Below are 21520 nucleotides of genomic sequence, written 5' to 3'. Positions count from 1 at the left end.
TCCTTTTTTAAGTATAAGTTACTCGTGGGCTTGTAAAGACAAAATGAACTTTTCAACCATCCAGTTGAATGAATCATTTGGTAACTGCTCACGTGTAGTAAAGTAGCCAAGTTGACGCATTGTGATATAGCCATGCAACATGGAACGGAACATCCGGCTGGAATGGACGACTTCATCATCATCCAGTTTAAAATTACTAATAATTTGGTTGATGAAATTAAAAATATCGTGATTAACAGCTGATAGTTCTTTATTATCAACACGAGGTACAATGTTTAATAACTCATAAACGGCACTGTATTCGTTAGCGAAAATTTCATATATTTCCGCATATTTGCGTAGAGCATCAGTTGGTCGTAACCCAGGAAGGTTATTCATTAGACGATCAAATAAAATGTTCTCTAAATAGATGGCGGTTTCAATACGAACTTGAGTCATATTGCTAAAATGATTATATAGTGAAGGTGCTTTGATATTAAAATATTCTGCTAGTCGCGGAAAACTAACTTTATCAATGCCAATTTGTTTAGCTAATTCAATTGTGGCATCGATAATTTTATTTTTTGAAAGGTCACGTTTCCCCATGGTAGTCTCCTTTCGACAATTTACAATATCTATATTTTAACATAGCATTAATAAAATTAACGCTTGAGATTAATTTACAAAATCAGCAAAAGGGTTAATAATAAGATAATTTTATATAAGCGGAGTAAGCAAGATGGACAACTTAACATTGGATTTGAAGACAACCGCGCTTGTGGTTATCGATTTACAAAAAGGGATTGCTGAGCGTACTGGTCTAGCACCAGAGGATGGGCAGACAATTGTTAAACGTAATAACGAACTATTAGCACAATTGAAAAATACGCCAGCTCTAATTGCCCTAATTCGAGTCAAAAATAATGGTGGTGAACGTTTCACACCAGCAACGGATCAAGTATCGCTTGGTAGCAACCAGCCCAGCCAGGACTTCACAGCGTATTCAACAGCAATTGCTAATGATGTTATGGCTGATAATGTTATTAAGGTAAATAAACATAATTGGGGTGCCTTTTATGGTACTGATTTAGATGTACAATTACGGCGGCGAGGAATTAAGACGGTGATTTTAACTGGAATTGCCACTTCAATTGGGGTAGATACGACGGCTCGAGAAGCTGCGCAAGCAGGTTATGATTTGATTCTTGTACCTGAAGCAATGACTGATATGAGTGAAGAAGCACATGATTTGACCGTTAAGCATATTTTCCCCCGTCTAGGGAAGATTAGGACACTTGCAGCGATAGAAGCAGCGATTGACTTAGCAAAAGCAGCTGAATTACATTAATTGAGCCCCATTCCTGTTATAATTAAGGTCATAGTTGATTGTTTTTATGGAAATTATGGAGGTACTTTATGAGTGTTGCATATCGTGATCGACATGAAAAGTTTGAAATGTCGACAGCAAGTTTAGCAATTTCAATGGTACCAGTGATTATTATCGCTAGCGGTTTAACTGGTATGATGGCAGCTAAAGCTTACCGAACGGTACGGTTGGCTAATGCCAAAGCACGGCGGATTGAATATCGACGTCGATAAAAAACATCTTGAGCTTGTATCATTATTATGATTACAGGTTCAAGATGTTTTTTATTTCTTAATTGTAACTTGGCTTCCAACATCGATGGTTGAACTAATACTAATTTGCAACGTCAGTTTTTCGAGAATTAAATGACTTAGGTAGAGCCCTAAACCGGATGATTTATCTTGAATACGGCCGTTAAAACCAGTAAAGCCGTGTTCAAAAAGGCGAGGTAAATCTTCGGGGAGAATTCCAATCCCGGTGTCACTAATTTTGATTTGTCCGGTCTGAATATCGATGGTAATACCACCAGTTTTAGTATATTTAATGGCATTGTTAATAACTTGCTCTAAAGCTAGTTCAAACCAGCGACGGTCAGTAATTAATTGCCAATCCGGGTCAGCATGAATGGTAATTGTTAGGCCTTTTTGAATAAAAAAGGTCCGATATTTTTTAATGATTTTAACAGCACTGCTTTTTACAGAAACTTCCTCAAAACGAAAATCGCTAGATAGGTTAATAATTCGTTGATACTCTAAGAGCAGATTTAAATAATAATTTAGATAAAAAAGTTGATTTTGTAATTCTTGGCCATCGAGCTTTGTTTGCGTCATCATATCAATTGCAGTCATAGGAACTTTCATCTGGTGACTCCAAACGCGAATAATATCATTGAAGGCCTGTTCGTTTTTAATCTGCTCGCTAAGCTGTGTGGATAGTTGGTGATTTTCTTCTAATAATTTATCTGTAAAGCGTTCTTGTTTACGCCAAGTTAAAAAGTGCCAACTTAAATAGATTAAAGCCAACAAGCCAACAGTAGTACCACTATTAATTGCAGCAAAAAGTGGAACATGCCATAGTAAGAGGCTGAGCGGTAAAAAAAGCGCAACTAGGCAAAAGGTAATAATTAGTGCGTACTGGGCTTTGAGATATTTAAATAAGGGCATAACCAATCCCCCGTTTAGTGATAATGTGCTGGTCGAAACCAATTGGACTAAGTTTTTTGCGTAGGCGGGTAATTTTGACATTAAGGGTGTTAATATCCAAAAATTCATCGTTATCCCAAAGGGTTTCAAGTAGTTTTTCTTTGGTGACATTGGCCCCATTTGCGCGGAAGAGGAGGGTTAATAATTTGTTTTCTGAAATAGTTAGTTCGATTTGCTTGGTTCCTTTTGAAAGAACGTTAGCGCTTAATTCATAGCCAGCAAAGGTGAGTTTTTCGCTACCGGCATAGTTATAAGTACGGCGAAGCAATGCGGTGATTTTAGCTTTTAAAAGGTCAATTGAAAAAGGTTTAGTTACAAAATCATCCGCCCCTTGGTTCATTGCGGTAATTTGATCCATTTCATCCGAAGTACTAGAAATAAAAATAATTGGTAGCTTGCTAATTTCTCGTAAAGCGGTTGTCCAATGGAAGCCACTAAAAAAGGGAAGTTGAATATCCATTAAAACAAGGTCGGCTTTAGCTTCAATGATTTCCTGTTTAACAGCATTGAAATTATGTACACTTTGGACAATAAATTCATTCTGTAAAGCCATCTTTAACATCCGTACAATTGTTTGATCATCTTCAACAATAAAGATTTTTAACATCTGAACTCCTTGTTACTATATAATATTAACCTTTGTAATTTTTATATATCGTATATTCGGCGATTATAACATAAAAATTAAAAGTCACAAAAAGTCCCAGCAAGTAAATTTTGCTGGGACTTTTTTGCTCTAGGATAGTTAAATTAACGTTCAATAATTTTGTAATAAACTTTTGAGGTTAATTTATAAATTAACCAGTAGAGCAGGAAGATTATTGCAATTGTTAAAATTGAAATAGTCATAATTAAGCTTGAATCATTGATACTAAAAAGAGTTAGTGAACTTTGAATCATTTTATAAGCAAAGCAAAAATGGACAATCATTATTATGATTGGTAGAAGGAAGATAAAGCGAAGTTGAACTGCAATACTTTTAGAAATTTCAATTTTTGATAAACCAAGTTCTTGTAGAATTTCATAACTTCGTTTATCTTGAAGCCCTTCAGTTAGTTGTTTGTAATAAATAATTAAAGCTGCTCCCAAAATAAAACTAATACTTAAGACGAAGCCAATGAATAAGAAGCCACCGATGATTGCTTTCATTTGTTTTGCTAAGACATGTTTAAATGACACAAAGCCACTAAAGGAGTCTGTATGATCTATTAAATGGTTAAAGGCTTGATAATAGGCATCGGTCTTAGCCGCTGGAATATTGAAGAGAGAAATAAGTGTCTTTGTGTTATCTGACTTATTATGAGCGTAAGCGATTTTATTATAAGCTAGATGTGCTTGGCTTAAAAGTTGATTGTTAGGCAATACGATTAAAATAGTGTTTGTGTAGTTAATCGATTCAGGATAATCGGTTAAATGAGTAATATGGTACTTAACTTTAAAAGGTTGACCAAACCAATTTATGGTTTTAAGTTGCTCCCCTTTATTACCCTGAAGGTCATAAACGCCGACTTGATTTTCTACGAGATTTGGTAGATGATTGCCAAGTTTTTTGAAATCTGTTTGTGTAATTAAATTAACAGTTAATGTTTTGTATGTTTCGAGAGTTTTCGCGGTATGGTCAGCATTGATAATTTTATTAGTACTATTTTGATTATCAAAGGTTAAGCCATATACAATTTCAACGGTTTTGACTTGTTTGATGTCAACGTGGGCGTGCGAGGCCGCTTGGTTGATTTTTTGAGTTACTGCACTAGTTGGTGTTTTTAATGGTACCTGTAGTGTTGCACGCGCAGATTGTGGAAATTGTTGGCTGACAAAATTATTGGTACCAAAAAAGATGCTTGCGGTCACGACAATAGTAACTAGAGCCATGGAAAGTAGAATTGTAATACTAGCCAATCCAAGAGCATTTTGTTTCATTCGGTATAGCATTGAGCTAATTGGAATGAAGTTTTTATTTGTATAGTATGATTTTAGGCTTTTACGCCATTTTAAGTACCAAGTAATAAAGCTAATATAGAAAAAATAAGTACCCAAGATTACCAAGACAATTGCAATTGCAAAACGTAAGAGAGCCTCAATCGGGTTAAGAACTGATAAGGCTAGACCATAGCCAACACCGAGTAAAATAATTGCGATTAAAGCTAGTAAACGATTAGCTTGTGGTTCCGTTTCACCTTTTTTATTGGCATTAATTAAAGTTAAGCCAGCTTGACGATTAATGATGAATGCACCAATTATAAAAAGGAACAAAAAAAAGCTAAAGAAAATTAAGGCAGTTTTACTAATGACATTAAATGAAATGATTAAATTAAAGTAGTTTCCACCAATCAAGTTTACAAAAATTAGAAAAAGAAATTTAGCAAGGATACTACCTACCAATGTGCCCAAAAAAACAGTTAAAAAGTAAGAGTAGATTAATTCACAACCAGCAACCATAATAATTTTAAATTTGCCAAAGCCTAAGATGTCATATAGGCCAAATTCGCGAGACCGTTGAAGTTGTAAAAAGCGATAGCTATAAATTAAGATAATTGCAGTGAAAATTGTTAAGATTGCCAAAGCAAAGGTCATAAAAGCAGCAATTGAGTTGCCAGGTGAGGCTAGTTTGTCAAGCGAAGGTGAGTCACTAAGAGCCACTACGATAAAAAGAATTGTATACATCACAGTGGTCGTCATTAAGAAAGGGGCAAAGTTGTTTAGTGATTTTTTTATATTATTCCAAGCCAATTTCATGCTAAGCATCTTACATTCCCCCCAAGAAAGAGTTTAGTGAGAGCGTAATTTCTTTGGCAAATTCGCGAGGATTTTTATTACCACGATACAGCTGATGATATAAGATGCCATCCTTAATAAATAAAACTCGTTTGGCGTGACTAGCAACTAGGCTTGAGTGTGTAACCATTAAAATTGTCTGGCCATTTGTATTGATTTGTTCAAATAGCTGCAATAAATTTTCGGAATTTCTAAAATCCAGCGCAGCAGTTGGTTCATCAGCTAAGATTAAATCTGGTTGGCTAATTAGTGCACGTGCAATCGCAACTTTTTGTTTTTGACCACCAGAAAGTTCAAAGGGTTGTTTATCTAGAAAATCAGTGAGACCTAATTGTGGGGCAAGCTCTGCCAAACGTGTTTGCATGACAGATAAGGGTACTTTGTTTAAGACTAAGGGAAGGTAGATATTGTCACGAACTGACAGTGTATCAAGAAGGTTAAAGTCTTGAAAAACAAAGCCTAAATGGTCTTTGCGGAAGTCAGCCATGGCTTTATCTGTTAATCGAGTAATTTCTTGGTCTGCAAGGGTAACTTGCCCCCGAGTGGGTTGTTCTAAAGTCGATAAGATGTTCAAGAGCGTTGTCTTTCCAGATCCAGATTCTCCCATGATAGCGACATATTCACCGGTCTCAACTGAAAAATCAATATCGACTAAAGCAATCGTTTCTTCCTTTGAAAAACTCGTTTTGAAAATTTTTTTAACATGGTTTACTTTTAATAGCATTTTATTTTCCCTCTAACCGATAGTGATGATTGTAAAAACATGGTAGATACTCCTTTAATTATATTAACTGAAAAAAGTGCAATGCAAACTTACAGCTTTGTAAGGCGAATAATAAAAAACAGATCATTTATCACAAATGGTCTGCTTTTGAGGGTTTTAAGTTAAAAAATTATAGGCAAGGGTGTAATAGTAATCGGCCATACTTAAAAAGCTAGCTTTTTCGACATATTCATTTTCTTGGTGAGCAGTGTCATTACCAGGTCCTAAGATTAATACGGTCAAATTTGGATTAGCTGCTGCAAAACGGCTTGCGTCAGTACCCATAGATGCACTTAGAGTAGGCAGTGTACTTTCATTTGGGAAAGCGATTTTGGCTGTATCTTGTCCTGCTAAGACAATTTTAGCTTCTGCAGGGCTAATCATTGCTGCACCCATATCTTTAATCAATAGCTCTAGATATGCTGCACTAGGATTTTGTTGATTTAAATTGGTAACTAATTGATTTAGCTTATTAGCTAAGGTTTGCGCTGGAAGCTCTGGAATAATCCGTGTAAGCTCGGATAGTTTGGCCTCACCAGCAATTGAATTAGCTTGAATACCACCTCTTAGAATATTTGCTCCTCGAATGGTTTTACCCAGTAAGAGATTACTTTGGGTGAAGCTATCATATAAGTCAGATTCAGCTTGATAATAGTTTACAATTTGTGCAATTGCATCTACACCTGCTGCTGGTGTCGACGAGTGTGCAGCTTTTCCTTTTGCCAAAACATCGTAGGCTAAGAAGCCCTTATGAGCATGGAGGGCAAAGTGTTGCTCCTTTTGTTGCGCGCTAATATTAGCTAATACCTCTGTAACTGAACTCTTGGTCAAGTTTACGCCACCTGAAGTGAGGTAGGCCTCTAGGTGCTCGATACGAACACCAGTTGGTTCAGCAATGACTAGTGCGGATAAATCATCGGCGTAACCCAGTTTGCTAAGTTGCTTTGCCCCTGCCTGTGCTTGTTCTTCATTAACAGTCAGCATAAAACGGATACGACCGGCAAAACCAATAATCGGACCAGCATTACCAATTTCGGCAACTAAGTTACTGCGACCGGGGATGCTGGTCTTAATTTCTTTGGTTTTAATATTATATTGTTGGAAAAATTTGCTGAAATAGGCTGCTAAGCTGGCTTCATTTGCATTAACAGTGTTAATAGCAACAATATCGGCTAATATTTTAAGTTGTTGCTCATCTGAGATGATTTTTTTCATCATGGCATGGGTCCTTTGAATTATTTGATATAGCTTACTTGGCTTAGCTTGGAATTTATACGAAATGCAGACAGGATTTAAGTTCATCTTAAAGCTTAATAATAGCGCAGCAATTTATATTTTTACACAACACAAGGCAAAGTGTTGACAATCTTTAAAAAAGCACTATAGTAGTTGAAATGCTAAATTTTTAGCATTAAGCATTTGAAGATAAGAGTGGCGAGTTTGGCTATATTCAGGAGGTACACATGTCTAAGGCGTTGCAGTATGATGCTTTTAATGGAACGGATCAGCTTGAATGGCGGGAAACGGTTGATTTACCATTAGCAGCTGATGAAGTTCGTGTAAATGTTAAAGCAGTTAGTTTAAATCCAATGGATTGGTTGCTTCCAGAAAATGAAACCGTAGCTCGTACGGATTTTGGTCTTAGCTTGCCAGGAACATTTGGCTATGACTTTGCTGGTGAAATCTCTGAAGTTGGTGCCAATGTTACCGATTTTAAGTTAGGTGACCGGGTTTTTGGTGGTAATGTTAAGGGCTCTGCCCGTGAGCAAATGATAATTAACGGGATTAATAGTCGTGAAATGTTCCATACACCGGATGAAATATCAGATGAATTAGCTTCTACCCTTGCAGTCGCTGGAATGAGTGCGGCAGCAGCCTTGCATGCGGTGAATCTGGAGGCTGGTGATCGTTTGTTAGTTGGAGGGGCTTCTGGCGGTGTTGGTACCTTTGCAGTACAACTAGCTAGATTAAGAGGCGCTGAGGTAATTGGTACCGCAGCAAAGAGTACTTTTGATTATCTTGAAATGTTGGGTGCTCAGCCACTTGAGTATGGGCCTGGCGTAGCTGAACGTTTGCAGGAGGTTGCACCAAATGGCATTAATAAGGCGATTGATTTATTTGGTCGAGAAGTAGTTGAGCTAGCTCAGAGTTTGGGGTTAGGTCAGGGACAAATTTCGACAATCGTGCCTTATCCGGCCGTACCTGATGATGTTATCTTAACTGGTGGTATTGAGGGAACAAAGGCAGATATGAATGAGATTTTGACTGCAATCGCTGCTGGGAAGTTTCAAGTACCAATCGCAGCGCGATTTGATATTACTGATTATCAAGCAGCAATTGCTTTACAAAGAGGGCGCCACGTTCACGGTAAGGTTGTACTTCGTTTAGTTTAAATTATGTGAAAAAGGACTGGTAATTTACCAGTCCTTTTTTATTTAAAATATAATTAGTTCGTTTTTCAATGTTTGATTCATTTTCTATGTATTTCAATTGAATAAAATAAAACTGCATGATATTATAACTAAAGTGAATTAGTTATGTTTTTAACAAGCGGTAGAGAATGGGTTTTTAAACAAGAGGGGAAATAATGGCACAAATTTCAGTAACACCAGAGACATTGATTCAACAAGCAAAGGTCTATACACAAGCGCGCGACCAAATTGAAGCGGCTAAGCAACAAGTTAAATCAATGAATGACCAAATTGCTTCAGAATGGCAAGGACAAGCTTTTCAGTCATATTTGCAACAATATGCACAATTGGAAAAGCAAGTTAACCAGTTTGAAGAATTGTTATCGAATATTAATCAACAGTTGAATCAATACGCGCAAACGGTTCAAGAGCGTGATCAACAAGATGCTAAGAGTTTTGGGTTCTAAAGAGTAATAATTTTGGAGGCTTATTTGGGTCTCCTTTTTTGTGTTAGGAGTTTTGAAAATGGGGAAGATTGCATCAAATGTGGGGGCCGCTAGTTCATCAATTAGTGGATTACAACGGATTGCAGAAGGTAGCCTGGGGGGCTTTGGTTTATCTGGGAGCAACCTAAAGGGAATGCAGGCGGGGACTAAAGTTGGTAATCAATTAATGGGTGATATTAATAAACTAACAAGTAGTGTAAAGAAGCAGGCAGATAAATTCCCCCAGATTGCGCGAATTATTGAAGCGCGTGATAGTAGTGAAGCAGCTAAGTTCGGTAGGTAATTGGGGATGGTTGTTAAAAAAGATAAGAGCCAGGAAGCACGGGCAGAGTATCAGGCAAAGATTAAGCGTAAAGAGATTGATATTGAAAGTTTTCAGCAGCAACAGAAATCATTTGAACAATCAACGAATGGCTTTAATGCGACACTGAACAGTGCCTATGGTAGTTTGCGGGAAATACATGATAGTGAGCGGCGTTGGGGCGTTAACGCAGATAAGCAAGTTGAAGCGGACGCAAGAAAAGCGAGCGAAGTGGCTAGGTTAGTGCGCGAGCAGAATGAGCAAATCAGCCAATATTTTAAACAAGCAAAGAAGCAAACTTTAAATGAAATTGACCAATTGGAGAAAGCGAGGCAGGCCTTACCATGGGATTGAGGTATATAAGTTCGGACTCTAATGGGATGAAGCGTAACTTAAGGAAGAGCTTGCGACAAGGAAAACAAGTCGTGCAGGAGTTGAATTCAGGTAGCCAGCAGTTAACCAATGCAGTAGGTGGGCATGAGTTATCTGGGGCTGCATATACGGCTGGTAAAGGTTTGTTTAGTGATTTAATAATTCCAGCTATCAAAAATGTTGCAAAAGCATTGGATAATGTGGAACGTGATTTACAGAAATATGAGGCCCAAGAACATATTGTTGGTGGTGAAGCCTTACTTGATGAAGATGCGCTGCTAATGGAGCGACAAATTAAGCGGACTCTAATGGAAGCAGCGAAGACACAGGCGAATGTATATAAGGCAACCGCTAAGAGTGTGGAACATGTGCCAGTCCTGAATATGGGGACTGATATGTTTAAGAGTCATGCTAAACAAATGGAGAATGTCGCACATAGTTATCAAGCTGAAATTAAGAAGATTGAGGAAAAGCTTAAAAAGCTACATCAGTTTTCAGAAGGAACGCAGAGCCTATTTGAGAATAGTTTGCGGGAATTGAGAGCTGCAATGAAAAGTGTGAATATTTTAAACAGCTCAGTAGTGGACAATAAAACGGGTAAATATAAGCGATTTGAGAACACAATGGCTGCAAAAGGTGTAAAACAGACTAACGAGGCTGGGGAACTTTATAAAAAGGGTGTTAAGTATGGTGCTGTCGGCGTTAGTGGTGTTGAAATTGCACGTAAATGGAAGCGAGGTGCTTATAAAGGCCGGAGTGGCTTATCAAAAGCTCGAGCAAAAGATGTTAGACTTTTAAAATATTCTGGTTTAGCAAAAAGTAAGAGGCTACAAACAATGGTGAGCAAGCTCCCATCGTATACGCATAGCCAAATTAATAATGATTTGAAAATTGCCAAATATGGTAAACAATGGGGCAATCTTGTTAAGAGTAAACCGTTTAAAATTGCTGGATGGGTTGGAACAGTCGCCAATGTCGGTAGTGATGTTGTCGACCTAAAAGCAAAAGGATACTCCAATACACAGACGGCGGAGCTTACGGCAGCCCACACAGCAGTGAACGTTACCGCAGCGGCAGCAGGTAAAACTATTGGTACAAACGTTGGGGCAATAGTGGGAGGAATTCTATTTCCTGGAGCTGGTTTTGCTATTGGGGCAGTAGTAGGTGGATTGCTTGGATCCCTAGTTGGCGGCTACTTAGCGAACCGAGTAAACACTAACGTGATTGATAAAAATGTAAAACCTGGAGATAAGTAGAATGTTTAATTTGGTATTTCCCGTTGATAATGGAATGGGTCCTGGTATGAGTGGGACGCAGCTGGTTGCCGAGTATTCTGTTACTGAACGGAAGTTAATATGGAAAGATCGAACAGATACAAAAGAGGCGACGGAAAAACTTACTTTTTTGGTACTGGGATTATTACCGTTGACCGGTCCACTATTTATGGTGCCAATTGCGTCAGCAATGCTTCATACTAAAGAATTAAACGTTGTTAGTTTATTAGGTTATCGAAACACAATATTGATTCCTATTATAATTGGAATTTTTCTAGAAATCCTCTTTCATATCTATCTAGTAAGATCGTTTAATAAACATGGGACGTCTATTGATCCGCCAATATTGGCTGTTCGAAAAAAATATATTACAGAAATAATTAATGCTTCAACAAGGAAAAGTCTGACTGGAGATGATTTCCCACCTTATGTGGCAGTGAGTTTTGCTATTAGTATTATGTTATTAACTATCCTATTAATTTATTATTTCATATTATCTGATGCGATTAGTATTTTATATGCGGGAGTGTTTTTCGCTTCCCTATCTATAATGTGGTTTGTGGTAGCTTACATGCTTTTTGAAGGGATCGCCAGGCTTATAGTAATGTTAAAATTTGAAAAACAATGGCAAAAAGAATTAGAACAGGAGAAAAATAATAGCTAAAGAACTAGAACGAGGAAAAGTAGTTGATGGTTTTATAGCTAAATAAAGAAACATTACAGTAATCGATAAAAAATTTAAGCCTGGAGATAAATAACATGTTTAATTTAGTGTTTCCAGTTGATAATGGCATGCTTGATGGTATGAGTGGAACGCAATTAGTTGCCAAGTATTCACTTAGTAACCGAAAATTAATTTGGAAAGACCGAATAGAAACGAAGGAAGCAGCAGAAAGATTAGTGTATATAATATTGGGCTTATTACCGTTAAGCAGCCCCTTATTTATGATTCCAATGCTTTCATTAATGAATCACACCAATAAATTTAATATCTTAGATGTATTTGGATACAGAAACACCATATTATTGCCAATAGTGATTGGTATGATATTAGAAATAATATTTCATATATATTTATCAAAATTATTTAGTAAACTAGGACATGACATTGAACAGCCAAGTTTAGATGTGCGAATCAAATATATCACTGAAATGATTGATGTTTCATTTAGGAAAAATCTTACAGGAGATAGTTTTCCGCCGTATTTGGTTACAGGTAGTGCTATTGGTTCTTTATTGTTAATAATTCCTTTAGTATATTATTTATTGACTTCAGATATTAATACAATTGCTAACATAATTGGGATGCTTATTATACTAGGAGTACTGTGGTTTACAGTTTTTTTCATGCTTTTCGAGGGGATAATTAGAACGATTATTATGGTTAAATTTGAAAAGAAATGGACTAAAGAATTAGAACAGGAGAAAAGAAATGGAAAATGAAGAATTAGAAATGTTATTGCCATTAGGGAGTGTTGTAACCGTTAAAGATGGTGACGGTAGTTTACTTATGATTGTCAGCCGAGCTGCAATTTCAGAGGTTGAGGGTGTTACTGGATATTTTGACTATGCAGCTGTTAATTATCCTAATGGTGTTACTGATATAAATGAATTTATGTTTTTCAACCGTGAGAATGTTGAGTCCGTTCAATATTTTGGCTTCATTAACGCGGATGAACAAATATTTGCCGATAATTATGATGATTTAATGGCAAATCAAGAATTGCCAAAATTAAGTGTTGAATCCCCGAATGAGGCTGATAACAAAAATATTAAACCAAATAACAATCCTTATGGATTTTAACAGTAACAATATTATTGATTGAAAAAAATTTATAAAGTGAAACCCCTAGAGGTGGAAAGTATTTCCTGACTCTAGGGGTTCACTTAACTTAATAGAACGTACAAATTACTAATAAAAGAAGCAACTACTGATGGTAACAAGCAAACAGGTTGAAATATTTGAAGTTAAAAATGGTTATAAACTATTCCAAATAGCTTACACTGAAAGGGGGGAGTATCTGCTATATAAGGTATTTGATCCATGGTACGGATTCTTGAATATACTACCGTTTATACAATTGAATAGACCGGCACAAAAAATTAGTGAAGAGCAAGCATCGTTGTATTTATGCAAAAGAGAGCCAAATAAAAGTAGCAGCGGTTTAAGGGTGAGCCTTGCAATGATATTGGCAACGATTTTAACATCGAATGCTTTGAATTTAGTAATTATTATGAAAATTCATGGGATCAAAATATTATTACTACTACTAGGTATTGTATTGTATCTGATGTTTCAAATGGTGTGTAGGAAAAAGGCGACTGAAAAGAATGAATTGATCAAAGATTATATTCCAAACATCAAGATCTCATTGCAGAGTAGTAATTTAATTGGGCGTGGCATCGCACTCATATTTTTTTCGTTAACTTTAATATCCACACCAAATTTTCAAATTTTTATGATTCCATTTTTTGGTTTTTATTTAATACCTGCATTATTTGATTTTTATCCTGATATAAAAAAATTGGCTGAAACCGGGAATAAAATTAGAATTAATAGTTAAGTAAAGGAAGTTGAGTAATGGATTTAAAGTATTGACCGTAGGGGCATCTTTAACTTTATTTATAATTATATGCAGACTCTTTACTGTCAGAATAAAAACATTTTTCAAAATCAACAAATACATTTCCATATAAGAACACACTAAAACCCCCTAAGTTGGATTTACTCCAACTTAGGGGGTTCATTTAACTATTATTTATTCCCACTCAATTGTTGCAGGTGGCTTAGCTGTAATATCGTAGACTACGCGGTTAATCTTGTCGACTTCATTAACAATTCGTCGTGAAATCTCTTCCAAAATATCCCATGGTAGTTTAGCGAAATCAGCAGTCATACCATCAACTGAAGTGATAGCACGAATAGCCAAAGTATAGTCGTAAGTACGACCATCACCCATAACCCCAACTGAACGGACACCAGTTAGCACCGTAAAGTATTGCCAAACTTCACCATCAAGACCATGCTTAGCAATTTCTTCACGCAAGATTGCATCAGAATCGCGGACAATCGCTAACTTAGCTTCGGTAATGTCACCTAAGACACGAATACCAAGTCCTGGTCCAGGGAATGGTTGGCGCCAAACAAGTTCATGTGGCATTCCTAACTTCTCACCAAGTAGGCGAACTTCATCCTTAAACAAAGTGTTTAAAGGCTCAATTAGTTGGAATTGCATGTCCTCTGGTAGGCCACCAACATTATGGTGTGACTTGATTGTTTGGGCAGTATCAGTACCAGACTCAATCACATCGGTATAAAGGGTTCCTTGTGCTAGGAAGTCAATTCCATTGAGCTTTGATGCTTCTTCATCGAAAACTTGAATAAATTCATTACCGATGATTTTACGCTTTTGCTCAGGGTCACTGACCCCAGCTAACTTGCTTAAGAAGCGCTCTTGGGCGTCAACCTTAATAATGTTAAGTCCAAACTTGCCCCCAAGCGCAGCCATGACTTCATCAGCTTCATTCTTACGTAATAGACCGTGGTCCACAAAGATTGAAGTTAGTTGATCACCAATGGCACGTTGCAACAAAACCCCAACAACAGATGAATCAACACCACCTGATAGACCAAGGAGTACACGCTTGTTACCAACCTTAGCGCGAATTTCAGCGATTTGCTCATCAATGAAGTCATCCATTGACCAGTCGCGCTTTGCATGGACAATCTTATCAACGAAATTAGTGAGGATTTCCTTACCAAATTCAGTATGTTGAACTTCTGCATGGAATTGAATACCATAGAAGCCACGTTGTGCGTCTTCCATTGCGGCAACAGGAGTTCCATCTGAGGTACCGACAACGTTAAAACCATTTGGAACTTCGGCAACATAATCACCGTGGCTCATCAAAACAGTTTGTTCAAGGGGTGTACCAGCGAAGAGAGCTGAGTCTGACTTGACCAACTTCATTTCAGTCTGGCCATATTCAGCTGAGTTATTTGCAGGCTCTACGACACCACCTTCAAGGACATTGGCCATTAACTGCATACCATAACAAACACCTAGAATTGGGATGTTTAGTTCGAAGATAGCAGGGTCAATGCTAGGTGCACCATCAGCATAGACTGAATTAGGTCCACCAGATAAAATTAAGCCACTAGGATTAAGGGCTTTAATCTCTTGGGCAGTTAGTGTGTTTGGCTTAAGCTCAGAGTACACACCAAGTTCGCGAATACGCCGGGTAATAAGCTGATTGTATTGGCTACCGTAATCGAGAACCAAAATACTTTCGTGTTCGTTTGTGTTTGCCATTAGGCCCCTCCTGGGAAATGATTGTCTATTATTGTACGGGAAAAGGGGGATATTTTCAATAGAATTACTAAGATTGTTTTGAAATATTCGGATTATGACCTTACAATAGATATACTATCTATATTTTTACTGTAAATTTAAAGCCAGGATTGGAAGTGTATAGCATGCTAAAAACAAGAATTGCAGAATTAAATGACTTAAAAGTGGTTTTAGAAATTATCGATCGCGCGGTTGCCTTTTTAGCAGAGCAAGGGTCACCGCAATGGCAAAATGGGCAAAATCCAAGCTATGAACAATTACTAGCTGATATTCAAGCTGGGTATGGTTATGTTTTAAGCTTTGATGATAAGGTCGTTGGTTACGCGAGCCTAATCCCTGGCCCAGATGAAGTTTACACAGCTATTTCTGAAGGGACATGGTTAAAACTGCCAGCAGAAGTGACCCAACAAAACTTTTTGGCCATTCATCGCGTAGCAATTAGTAATGAAGTTCGGGGCCAAGGTTTGGCCCAAAACTTCATGGCAGATTTGTTAACTGAGGCAAAGAATTTAGGCTATCATGATGTGCGAATTGATACTTATCCACGGAATTTGATTATGCAAAAAGTAATTAAGCGGGCAGGTTTTACCTATCAAGGGATGATTCATTTTAATTTTGCTGACGGCGAGCGTTATGCTTATCAACAATTGTTGGCCGAATAACTGACGAACATTTACAGAGTAAAATAAAACTTTACAATGGTTTACCGGATATTTACCAAAGGCCCATTAAGGCTTTACATTCGAGTTTTAAGATAAAGAATGTAATTAGGGCGGCGGTAAGGACATAATCCTATTAATCAACTACTACTATATAAACCGGCAAACTAATTACACAACTATGACTTATTACTTAGGAGTGTTAAATTATGTTGGGCAAGCAGGCATTGGCAAGTGGAATTTTAATGACGACAATCATCGGGACAACCTTTACCTTAGTAGCACCAGCTGTTAATGCATCAACTGAGGTGCTGGCAGTTGGTTCAACTGCCCTACAACCTTTGGCTGAACAGGCGGGTACTAGCTTTCAAGCAACTAAAACTGGCGTAACAGTAAATGTACAAGGTGGGGGTTCAGGTGCCGGTTTGAGTCAGGTTGGCTCAGGTGGCGTGACCATTGGTAATTCAGATATTTTTGCCGAGCAAAAGGCCGGAGTTGATAGTAGTAAATTAAAGGACAACAAAGTTGCAGTTGTTGGAATTGCTCCAGTCGTTAATCGTGATGTTAAAGTTAATAATTTGAAGGCGAGTCAATTACAAGCAATTTTCACTGGTAAAATCACAAACTGGAAGCAGGTTGGTGGTCAAAATCAAAAAATTGTGCTAATTACACGAGCTGATGGCTCAGGGACACGGGTTACTTTTGACCAAGCAGTTATGCAAGGCAAGAATGAAGCACAGGCTCAGTCGCAAGATCAAAATGGAGCAGTGCAAAAGATTGTTGCGCAGACCCCTGGAGCAATTTCTTACTTGGCCTTTTCTTACACTAAGGGGAGTGCCGCTGCTGGGTTAAAGTCATTATCAATTGATAAAGTGAAGCCAAATACGGCTAATGTAACCACTAATAAGTGGAAAATTTGGGCGTACGAGCACATGTATACAACTAGCCAGCCCGATAAGAACACAGCAGCATTTATTAAGTATATGAAATCTCCAGCAGTTCAAAAGAAATTGCTAGGCAAGTTAGGTTACATTCAAATTAGCCAAATGCACGTTGAAAAAGATTCAAGCGGTAAAGTAACTAAGCTTAAGTAAATCGCATAATAAAACGCCCGCCAAGGAAAACCTGGCGGGCATTTTTTATGACTAATTATTTAATTTTAGTTAACTTAACAACGCCTTCCCAACGGGCGGTCTGTGGGAACATATCAATTGATTGAATATAGTCAACACGATAAAGCTTACTTAAATCAACTAAATCGCGAGCCAAAGTTGACGGATTACATGAGATATAAACAAACTTTTCCGGTTTGGTAGCCAAAATGGTTTCACGTAAAGTTTTGTCCAGGCCAGTTCTTGGTGGATCAACAACCAAGGCGTCCGCAATCCAACCTTCACGTGACCAACGCGGAATTAGATTCTCAGCTGCGCCAACAAAGTATTCAGCATTGGTAACACCATTATCAATGGCATTTTCATTGGCATCATCAATTGATTCTGCGATGGTATCCATACCACGCACGGCACCAGCATGTTCAGCAAGCGAAATACCAATTGTACCAACCCCAGAATAAGCATCGATTAACTTATCTGCGTGAGTTAGGTCTAAGGCAGTAATTGCTTCTTGATAGAGGCGTTCCGTTTGCTCTGGGTTAAGCTGTAGGAAAGCTCGTGGTGAAAGCTTGAAGGTCTTACCGTTGATGTCTTCAGTAATATACTCATCACCCCAGAGCACCTTAGTATCGTCACCCCAAATCAGTGATGAACTATCAGGATTGATGTTTTGACTAATCGAACTAACTTCTGGCAAGGCGGCCATGATTGCCTGAATCAGGTCATCAATTTCCGGGAAGTCAACTTGGCTGGTAACCAGTGTTAGTTGGACGGCCCCAGTTGAGGCACTAACCCGCGCAATTAGCGTTTTAACTAAGCCGCGGTTGCGCTTTTCATCATAGATTGATGTGCCAAATTCAGCTAAAATATCGCGGACAGTCCGAACGACCTTCAAGGTCACTGGGTTTTGCGTCGAAATAGCAGGAAGATCAATTAATTCGTGTGATTGGCGTCGGTACATACCAACACGCAACTTACCATTGACGACCCGTACTGGGAACTGCGCTTTGTTTCGATAACCAGAGGGATTGGTCATGCCAATCGTAGGTCGAAGTTCGTAATCTTGGAAGCCACGTGGTTGATACTTTTCAAGCGCCTGGCGAATTAAATCAGTTTTGAATTTTAATTGTTCAGGATAGGCTAGATGGGCTAGTTCAACTCCACCAACTGTTTGATTATCAACTGGCGTAATCCGGTTAGGTGAGGTTTTCTTAATCTTGTTGACCTCAGCTTCAATATACTTTTCAGTAACGTTTGTGACGGTAACATCTACAACTTCATCAGGTAAGGCACCGGGAATAAAAGTAATCTTGTGTTTATAATAGCCAATACCTTCCCCATTAATACCAAGGCGCTTGATGGTGATAAGTAACTTATCACCAAGGGCGACTTGGACACCTGCATGGGTAGTTTGTGGCCGACTTTTATTTGTTCCACGTGGAACGTAATTCTTTTTAGGACGATTTGATTTCTGATTATCATACATAGTGCGTTCTACAATTGAGACTGAGTCTCAGCTCCTTTTTAATTAATCTACTAGGTTACTTTATACTAGTTCTAAATAGAAAGCTAGTTAATAAACTATCTAGCGCTAAGACTGGGCGAATTGATGATACAATGAGTGCATACTCACTAAATTGCTAATTAGGAGGCTAACTATGGCAGAGCAAGATATAAAAACAATCTATGAACAGACTTTGGCAAAAATGACTGATTTGACAGACCGTCAAAAAGCAGTCTTACGTGCTGCCTTAAAATTATTTGCTGCGCAAGGCTTTGAAGCTACGACGACCGCTCAAATTGCTGCCGAAGCAGGGGTTGCATCTGGTTCGGTCTACAAACATTTTAATAATAAACAAGGGCTCTTAATGGCGGTTTTATCGCCTTTATTTCAAGGGACGTTAATGACGGTTGCTGATGAATTTATTGATGAAAATTTTAACGATGAATACCTTTCAGTTGAGCAATTTATCAAAGCCATTGTTACTGACCGTTTATATTTCATTAGTAATAATTTTCAAGAACTAAAATTATTATTTGGTCAGGTTTTAGCCAATGAAGCGTTTAAAAGTGAGCTAATCGAATTTCTAAAAAACCAATTGAATAAAAGTGCCATTGTTGAAATTAAAAGAATGCAGACAGCTGGGATTATGGTGGATTTACCAATTGATATTATTTTCCAACTTTTATTTGGTATGGCAATTGGTTATTTTGGTAAGTTAATCGCTGGTATTAATTTGCGGTCAATTGATGAAGAAATCGAGTTGGTAAATACGCTATTAATTCGTGCCTTAAAGAAATAATTGACAAGTAATTTAGCTAGCTTTATGATATTCATATCAAGTGAGTGAGTGCTCACTTTCTGAAAAGGAAGGATTTACCAAATGACAGAAGCAGTTATTGATTTAACACATATTGTAAAGAGCTTTAGTAAAAAACAGGTTTTGACGGATGTATCCTTTCAGGTACACTTCGGCGAAATTGTCGGTTTGATTGGCCCATCTGGTTCAGGAAAGTCAACAATTATTAAAATTATGTTGGGAATGGAAGTTAGCGATGCGGGTAAGGCAAATGTGTTTAATCAACAAATGCCTCAAAGGTTGTTACTTGGTAAAATCGGGTATATGGCACAGTCAGATGCCTTATATGAACAATTAACGGCTGCCGAAAACTTGAAATTCTTCGGTCAAATGAAGGGGAGCAAGCCAAGCCAACTAGTTGATGAAATTCAGCGCGTAGCGGCGGTTGTTAGTTTAACAGCTGATTTGAATACTAAAGTGGAGAGCTTTTCTGGTGGGATGAAGCGTCGATTATCCTTAGCAATTGCGCTTTTAGGCAATCCCGAATTATTGGTTTTGGATGAACCAACGGTTGGCATTGATCCGGCTTTACGGCGACAAATTTGGGCTGAATTAGCCCGTTTGAAGGACGCTGGCCGGGCGATTTTGGTAACAACTCATGTGATGGATGAAGCTGAATTGACCGACCGGGTCGCATTATTATTGGGTGGGAAATTAATTGCCAATGATCGCCCAAGTGCTTTGAAGGCCGAATATGAGGTTGATTCAATTGAGGATGTCTTTTTGAAAGCAGAGGGTGAAATCTAATGCGAATATTTGCGATTGCTCGGCGGGTGACTTTAGAGCTTGTTCGTGACAAACGAACATTGGCCTTAATGTTTATTGCACCACTACTGGTTTTAACCTTGATGAATTATGTGTTCTCAGTTAATGATTCAACAACTGCACGGGTGGCAACGGTAAATGTTAGTCAACCGCTTAAGAAAAGTTTGCAGACAACCAAGCACATTGACGTTGAAAAATTTGCCTCGACAAAAGCGGCCGATAAGGCTTTACATGATGATAAAGTTGATACAATTATCCATGAAAAAAATGGTGACTTATATGTAACAAATGCTAATGTTGATGCTGGTAAGACTAATTTAGCTAAGGCGGCCCTGCAAGGGGCAATCAGTAAGAACGGGGTTGATACACTCAAAGAACACATTACTGATTTATCAGCAAAGTTAGCAACGTTAACGGCCCAAATGCCGGGCGCAAAAGCCAATCTAGCGCCAGCAACACAGGCACAGGCAAGCAAAATTTATACAAAATATGTCTATGGGGATGCTAATACAACTTTCTTTGCAAAGATAATACCAATTTTGATGGGCTTCTTCGTTTTCTTCTTTGTTTTCTTGATTTCTGGCATGGCCCTATTACGCGAGCGGACCTCTGGCACTCTAGACCGTCTGCTAGCAACGCCAGTTAGGCGCGCCGATATTGTTTTGGGCTATATGATTGCCTATGGAATCTTGGCAATTTTACAAACCCTATTAATAGTTATCTATACCGTCTGGATTTTAAAGGTTGAAGTCTTAGGCTCATTAGGCTTAGTATTACTAGTTAATATTGTCCTAGCTTTGGTTGCGTTGGCGTTTGGTATTCTAATGTCGACCTTTGCCCGCTCGGAATTCCAGATGATGCAATTTATTCCTTTGATTATTGTGCCGCAAGTTTTCTTTTCCGGTATGATTCCATTGGATACAATGGCTAGCTGGGTTCAATGGGTGGCGGCAATCCTACCGATGAAATACGCCGGGGATGCTTTAACCAATATTGTGATGCGGGGAGTTAATTTTGGACAAATTTTGCCTGACCTTCTAGTATTAATATTGTTCTTAATCATACTAACTTTGATTAATATTGTTGGTTTACGCCGTTATCGTAAAGTGTAAACTTAGCGTCAGCTAGGTTCAGTTAAAAAAACAATAATAAATTCGATAGTCGATTATCGCAAGCAATTTAACAATTGTTTGCGATTTTTATTTAGCAGGCCATTCAGTTAGTATTACGTTCAAGACAAATGTAGATGAAAATTTTAATATAATGATTATTAATTGTGCTAACTTTAGATAAGTTATATAATATAAGTATGTAAACTGAAAA

The 21520-nt window shown here is 37.9% G+C and carries 24 protein-coding genes; 16 read left to right on the top strand and 8 right to left on the bottom strand.

All coding sequences use genetic code 11. From position 1 onward, the window contains the following. Positions 1-18 precede the first annotated feature (18 nt). Entirely contained in the window at positions 19-585 is a 567-nt protein-coding gene (locus TT13_RS01180; RefSeq protein ID WP_027698277.1) for a TetR/AcrR family transcriptional regulator, read from the bottom strand. A gap of 133 nt (positions 586-718) precedes the next feature. Here TT13_RS01180 and TT13_RS01175 point away from each other — a divergent pair, with 133 nt between their 5' ends. Beyond that, on the top strand, positions 719-1327 hold the full coding sequence (locus TT13_RS01175; RefSeq protein ID WP_027698276.1) for an isochorismatase family protein: 609 nt from the start codon (positions 719-721) through the stop codon (positions 1325-1327). A gap of 68 nt (positions 1328-1395) precedes the next feature. After that, positions 1396-1578: a hypothetical protein gene (locus tag TT13_RS01170; RefSeq protein ID WP_045476298.1), complete on the top strand. Its 183-nt coding sequence runs from the start codon at positions 1396-1398 to the stop codon at positions 1576-1578. Between the two features lie 51 nt (positions 1579-1629). Here TT13_RS01170 and TT13_RS01165 read toward each other — a convergent pair whose 3' ends face one another. From TT13_RS01165 to TT13_RS01145, 5 genes are all read right to left on the bottom strand, one after another. Beyond that, positions 1630-2508 carry a sensor histidine kinase gene (locus TT13_RS01165; protein ID WP_027698275.1) on the bottom strand — a complete coding sequence of 293 codons (879 nt, stop codon included), beginning with the start codon at positions 2506-2508 and terminating at the stop codon, positions 1630-1632. Then, a complete protein-coding gene (locus tag TT13_RS01160; RefSeq protein WP_027698274.1) occupies positions 2495-3154 on the bottom strand; it encodes a response regulator transcription factor in 660 nt (219 codons plus the stop codon). Before TT13_RS01160 ends, TT13_RS01165 begins: the two co-directional genes overlap by 14 nt. 143 nt (positions 3155-3297) lie before the next feature. After that, positions 3298-5292, bottom strand: coding sequence for an ABC transporter permease (locus TT13_RS01155; protein ID WP_027698273.1), 1995 nt, complete (start codon positions 5290-5292; stop codon positions 3298-3300). Between the two features lies 1 nt (position 5293). After that, positions 5294-6046, bottom strand: a complete 753-nt coding sequence (locus TT13_RS01150) for an ABC transporter ATP-binding protein (RefSeq protein WP_027698272.1) — start codon at positions 6044-6046, stop codon at positions 5294-5296. Positions 6047-6202: 156 nt separating this feature from the next. Then, positions 6203-7303, bottom strand: a complete 1101-nt coding sequence (locus tag TT13_RS01145; RefSeq protein WP_190279596.1) for a M20/M25/M40 family metallo-hydrolase — start codon at positions 7301-7303, stop codon at positions 6203-6205. 245 nt (positions 7304-7548) lie between these two features. On the opposite strand from TT13_RS01145, the gene TT13_RS01140 reads away from it, so the two are divergent. The 9 genes from TT13_RS01140 to TT13_RS01100 all read left to right on the top strand — a co-directional run bounded on the left by TT13_RS01140 (position 7549) and on the right by TT13_RS01100 (position 13513). Then, a complete protein-coding gene (locus tag TT13_RS01140; RefSeq protein WP_027698271.1) occupies positions 7549-8478 on the top strand; it encodes an NADP-dependent oxidoreductase in 930 nt (309 codons plus the stop codon). A 194-nt stretch (positions 8479-8672) separates the two neighbouring features. Further along, on the top strand, positions 8673-8963 hold the full coding sequence (locus TT13_RS01135; protein ID WP_027698270.1) for a WXG100 family type VII secretion target: 291 nt from the start codon (positions 8673-8675) through the stop codon (positions 8961-8963). Between the two features lie 58 nt (positions 8964-9021). Then, a complete protein-coding gene (locus tag TT13_RS01130; protein WP_027698269.1) occupies positions 9022-9285 on the top strand; it encodes a hypothetical protein in 264 nt (87 codons plus the stop codon). Between the two features lie 6 nt (positions 9286-9291). Further along, a complete protein-coding gene (locus tag TT13_RS01125) occupies positions 9292-9657 on the top strand; it encodes a hypothetical protein (RefSeq protein WP_027698268.1) in 366 nt (121 codons plus the stop codon). Then, a complete protein-coding gene (locus TT13_RS01120; RefSeq protein ID WP_082816155.1) occupies positions 9648-10931 on the top strand; it encodes a T7SS effector LXG polymorphic toxin in 1284 nt (427 codons plus the stop codon). The genes TT13_RS01125 and TT13_RS01120 overlap by 10 nt, the downstream gene beginning before the upstream one ends. Position 10932: 1 nt before the next feature. Next, positions 10933-11613 (top strand): hypothetical protein, encoded by a 681-nt coding sequence (locus tag TT13_RS01115; protein ID WP_027698266.1) that lies wholly within the window; start codon positions 10933-10935, stop codon positions 11611-11613. Between the two features lie 95 nt (positions 11614-11708). Beyond that, complete coding sequence (locus TT13_RS01110) at positions 11709-12392, top strand: hypothetical protein (RefSeq protein WP_027698265.1); 684 nt, start codon at positions 11709-11711, stop codon at positions 12390-12392. Then, positions 12382-12753, top strand: coding sequence for a DUF4176 domain-containing protein (locus TT13_RS01105; protein WP_045476295.1), 372 nt, complete (start codon positions 12382-12384; stop codon positions 12751-12753). The genes TT13_RS01110 and TT13_RS01105 overlap by 11 nt, the downstream gene beginning before the upstream one ends. A gap of 130 nt (positions 12754-12883) precedes the next feature. Then, positions 12884-13513: a hypothetical protein gene (locus TT13_RS01100; protein ID WP_027698264.1), complete on the top strand. Its 630-nt coding sequence runs from the start codon at positions 12884-12886 to the stop codon at positions 13511-13513. 195 nt (positions 13514-13708) lie between these two features. On the opposite strand, the gene guaA is transcribed toward TT13_RS01100, so the two are convergent. Next, positions 13709-15262 carry a glutamine-hydrolyzing GMP synthase gene (gene guaA / locus TT13_RS01095; RefSeq protein ID WP_027698263.1) on the bottom strand — a complete coding sequence of 518 codons (1554 nt, stop codon included), beginning with the start codon at positions 15260-15262 and terminating at the stop codon, positions 13709-13711. A 164-nt stretch (positions 15263-15426) separates the two neighbouring features. On the opposite strand from guaA, the gene TT13_RS01090 reads away from it, so the two are divergent. Both TT13_RS01090 and TT13_RS01085 read left to right on the top strand, forming a co-directional pair. Further along, positions 15427-15963, top strand: coding sequence for a GNAT family N-acetyltransferase (locus TT13_RS01090; RefSeq protein WP_027698262.1), 537 nt, complete (start codon positions 15427-15429; stop codon positions 15961-15963). Positions 15964-16169: 206 nt separating this feature from the next. Further along, positions 16170-17054 (top strand): phosphate ABC transporter substrate-binding protein, encoded by an 885-nt coding sequence (locus TT13_RS01085; RefSeq protein ID WP_027698261.1) that lies wholly within the window; start codon positions 16170-16172, stop codon positions 17052-17054. Positions 17055-17109: 55 nt separating this feature from the next. Here the strand turns inward: TT13_RS01085 and rlmD are convergent, their stop codons facing one another. Further along, on the bottom strand, positions 17110-18558 hold the full coding sequence (gene rlmD, locus TT13_RS01080; protein ID WP_045476292.1) for a 23S rRNA (uracil(1939)-C(5))-methyltransferase RlmD: 1449 nt from the start codon (positions 18556-18558) through the stop codon (positions 17110-17112). A 172-nt stretch (positions 18559-18730) separates the two neighbouring features. On the opposite strand from rlmD, the gene TT13_RS01075 reads away from it, so the two are divergent. The 3 genes from TT13_RS01075 (at position 18731) to TT13_RS01065 (ending at position 21309) form a co-directional block, all read left to right on the top strand. Beyond that, positions 18731-19375: a TetR/AcrR family transcriptional regulator gene (locus TT13_RS01075; RefSeq protein ID WP_045476289.1), complete on the top strand. Its 645-nt coding sequence runs from the start codon at positions 18731-18733 to the stop codon at positions 19373-19375. A gap of 81 nt (positions 19376-19456) precedes the next feature. Then, positions 19457-20179, top strand: coding sequence for an ABC transporter ATP-binding protein (locus tag TT13_RS01070; protein ID WP_027698258.1), 723 nt, complete (start codon positions 19457-19459; stop codon positions 20177-20179). Then, positions 20179-21309 (top strand): ABC transporter permease, encoded by a 1131-nt coding sequence (locus TT13_RS01065; RefSeq protein WP_027698257.1) that lies wholly within the window; start codon positions 20179-20181, stop codon positions 21307-21309. Before TT13_RS01070 ends, TT13_RS01065 begins: the two co-directional genes overlap by 1 nt. Positions 21310-21520 lie beyond the last annotated feature (211 nt).

Source organism: Weissella oryzae SG25, assembly GCF_000691805.2.
Lineage (GTDB): Bacteria > Bacillota > Bacilli > Lactobacillales > Lactobacillaceae > Weissella > Weissella oryzae.
This window is presented reverse-complemented; position numbering and strand designations above follow the sequence as displayed.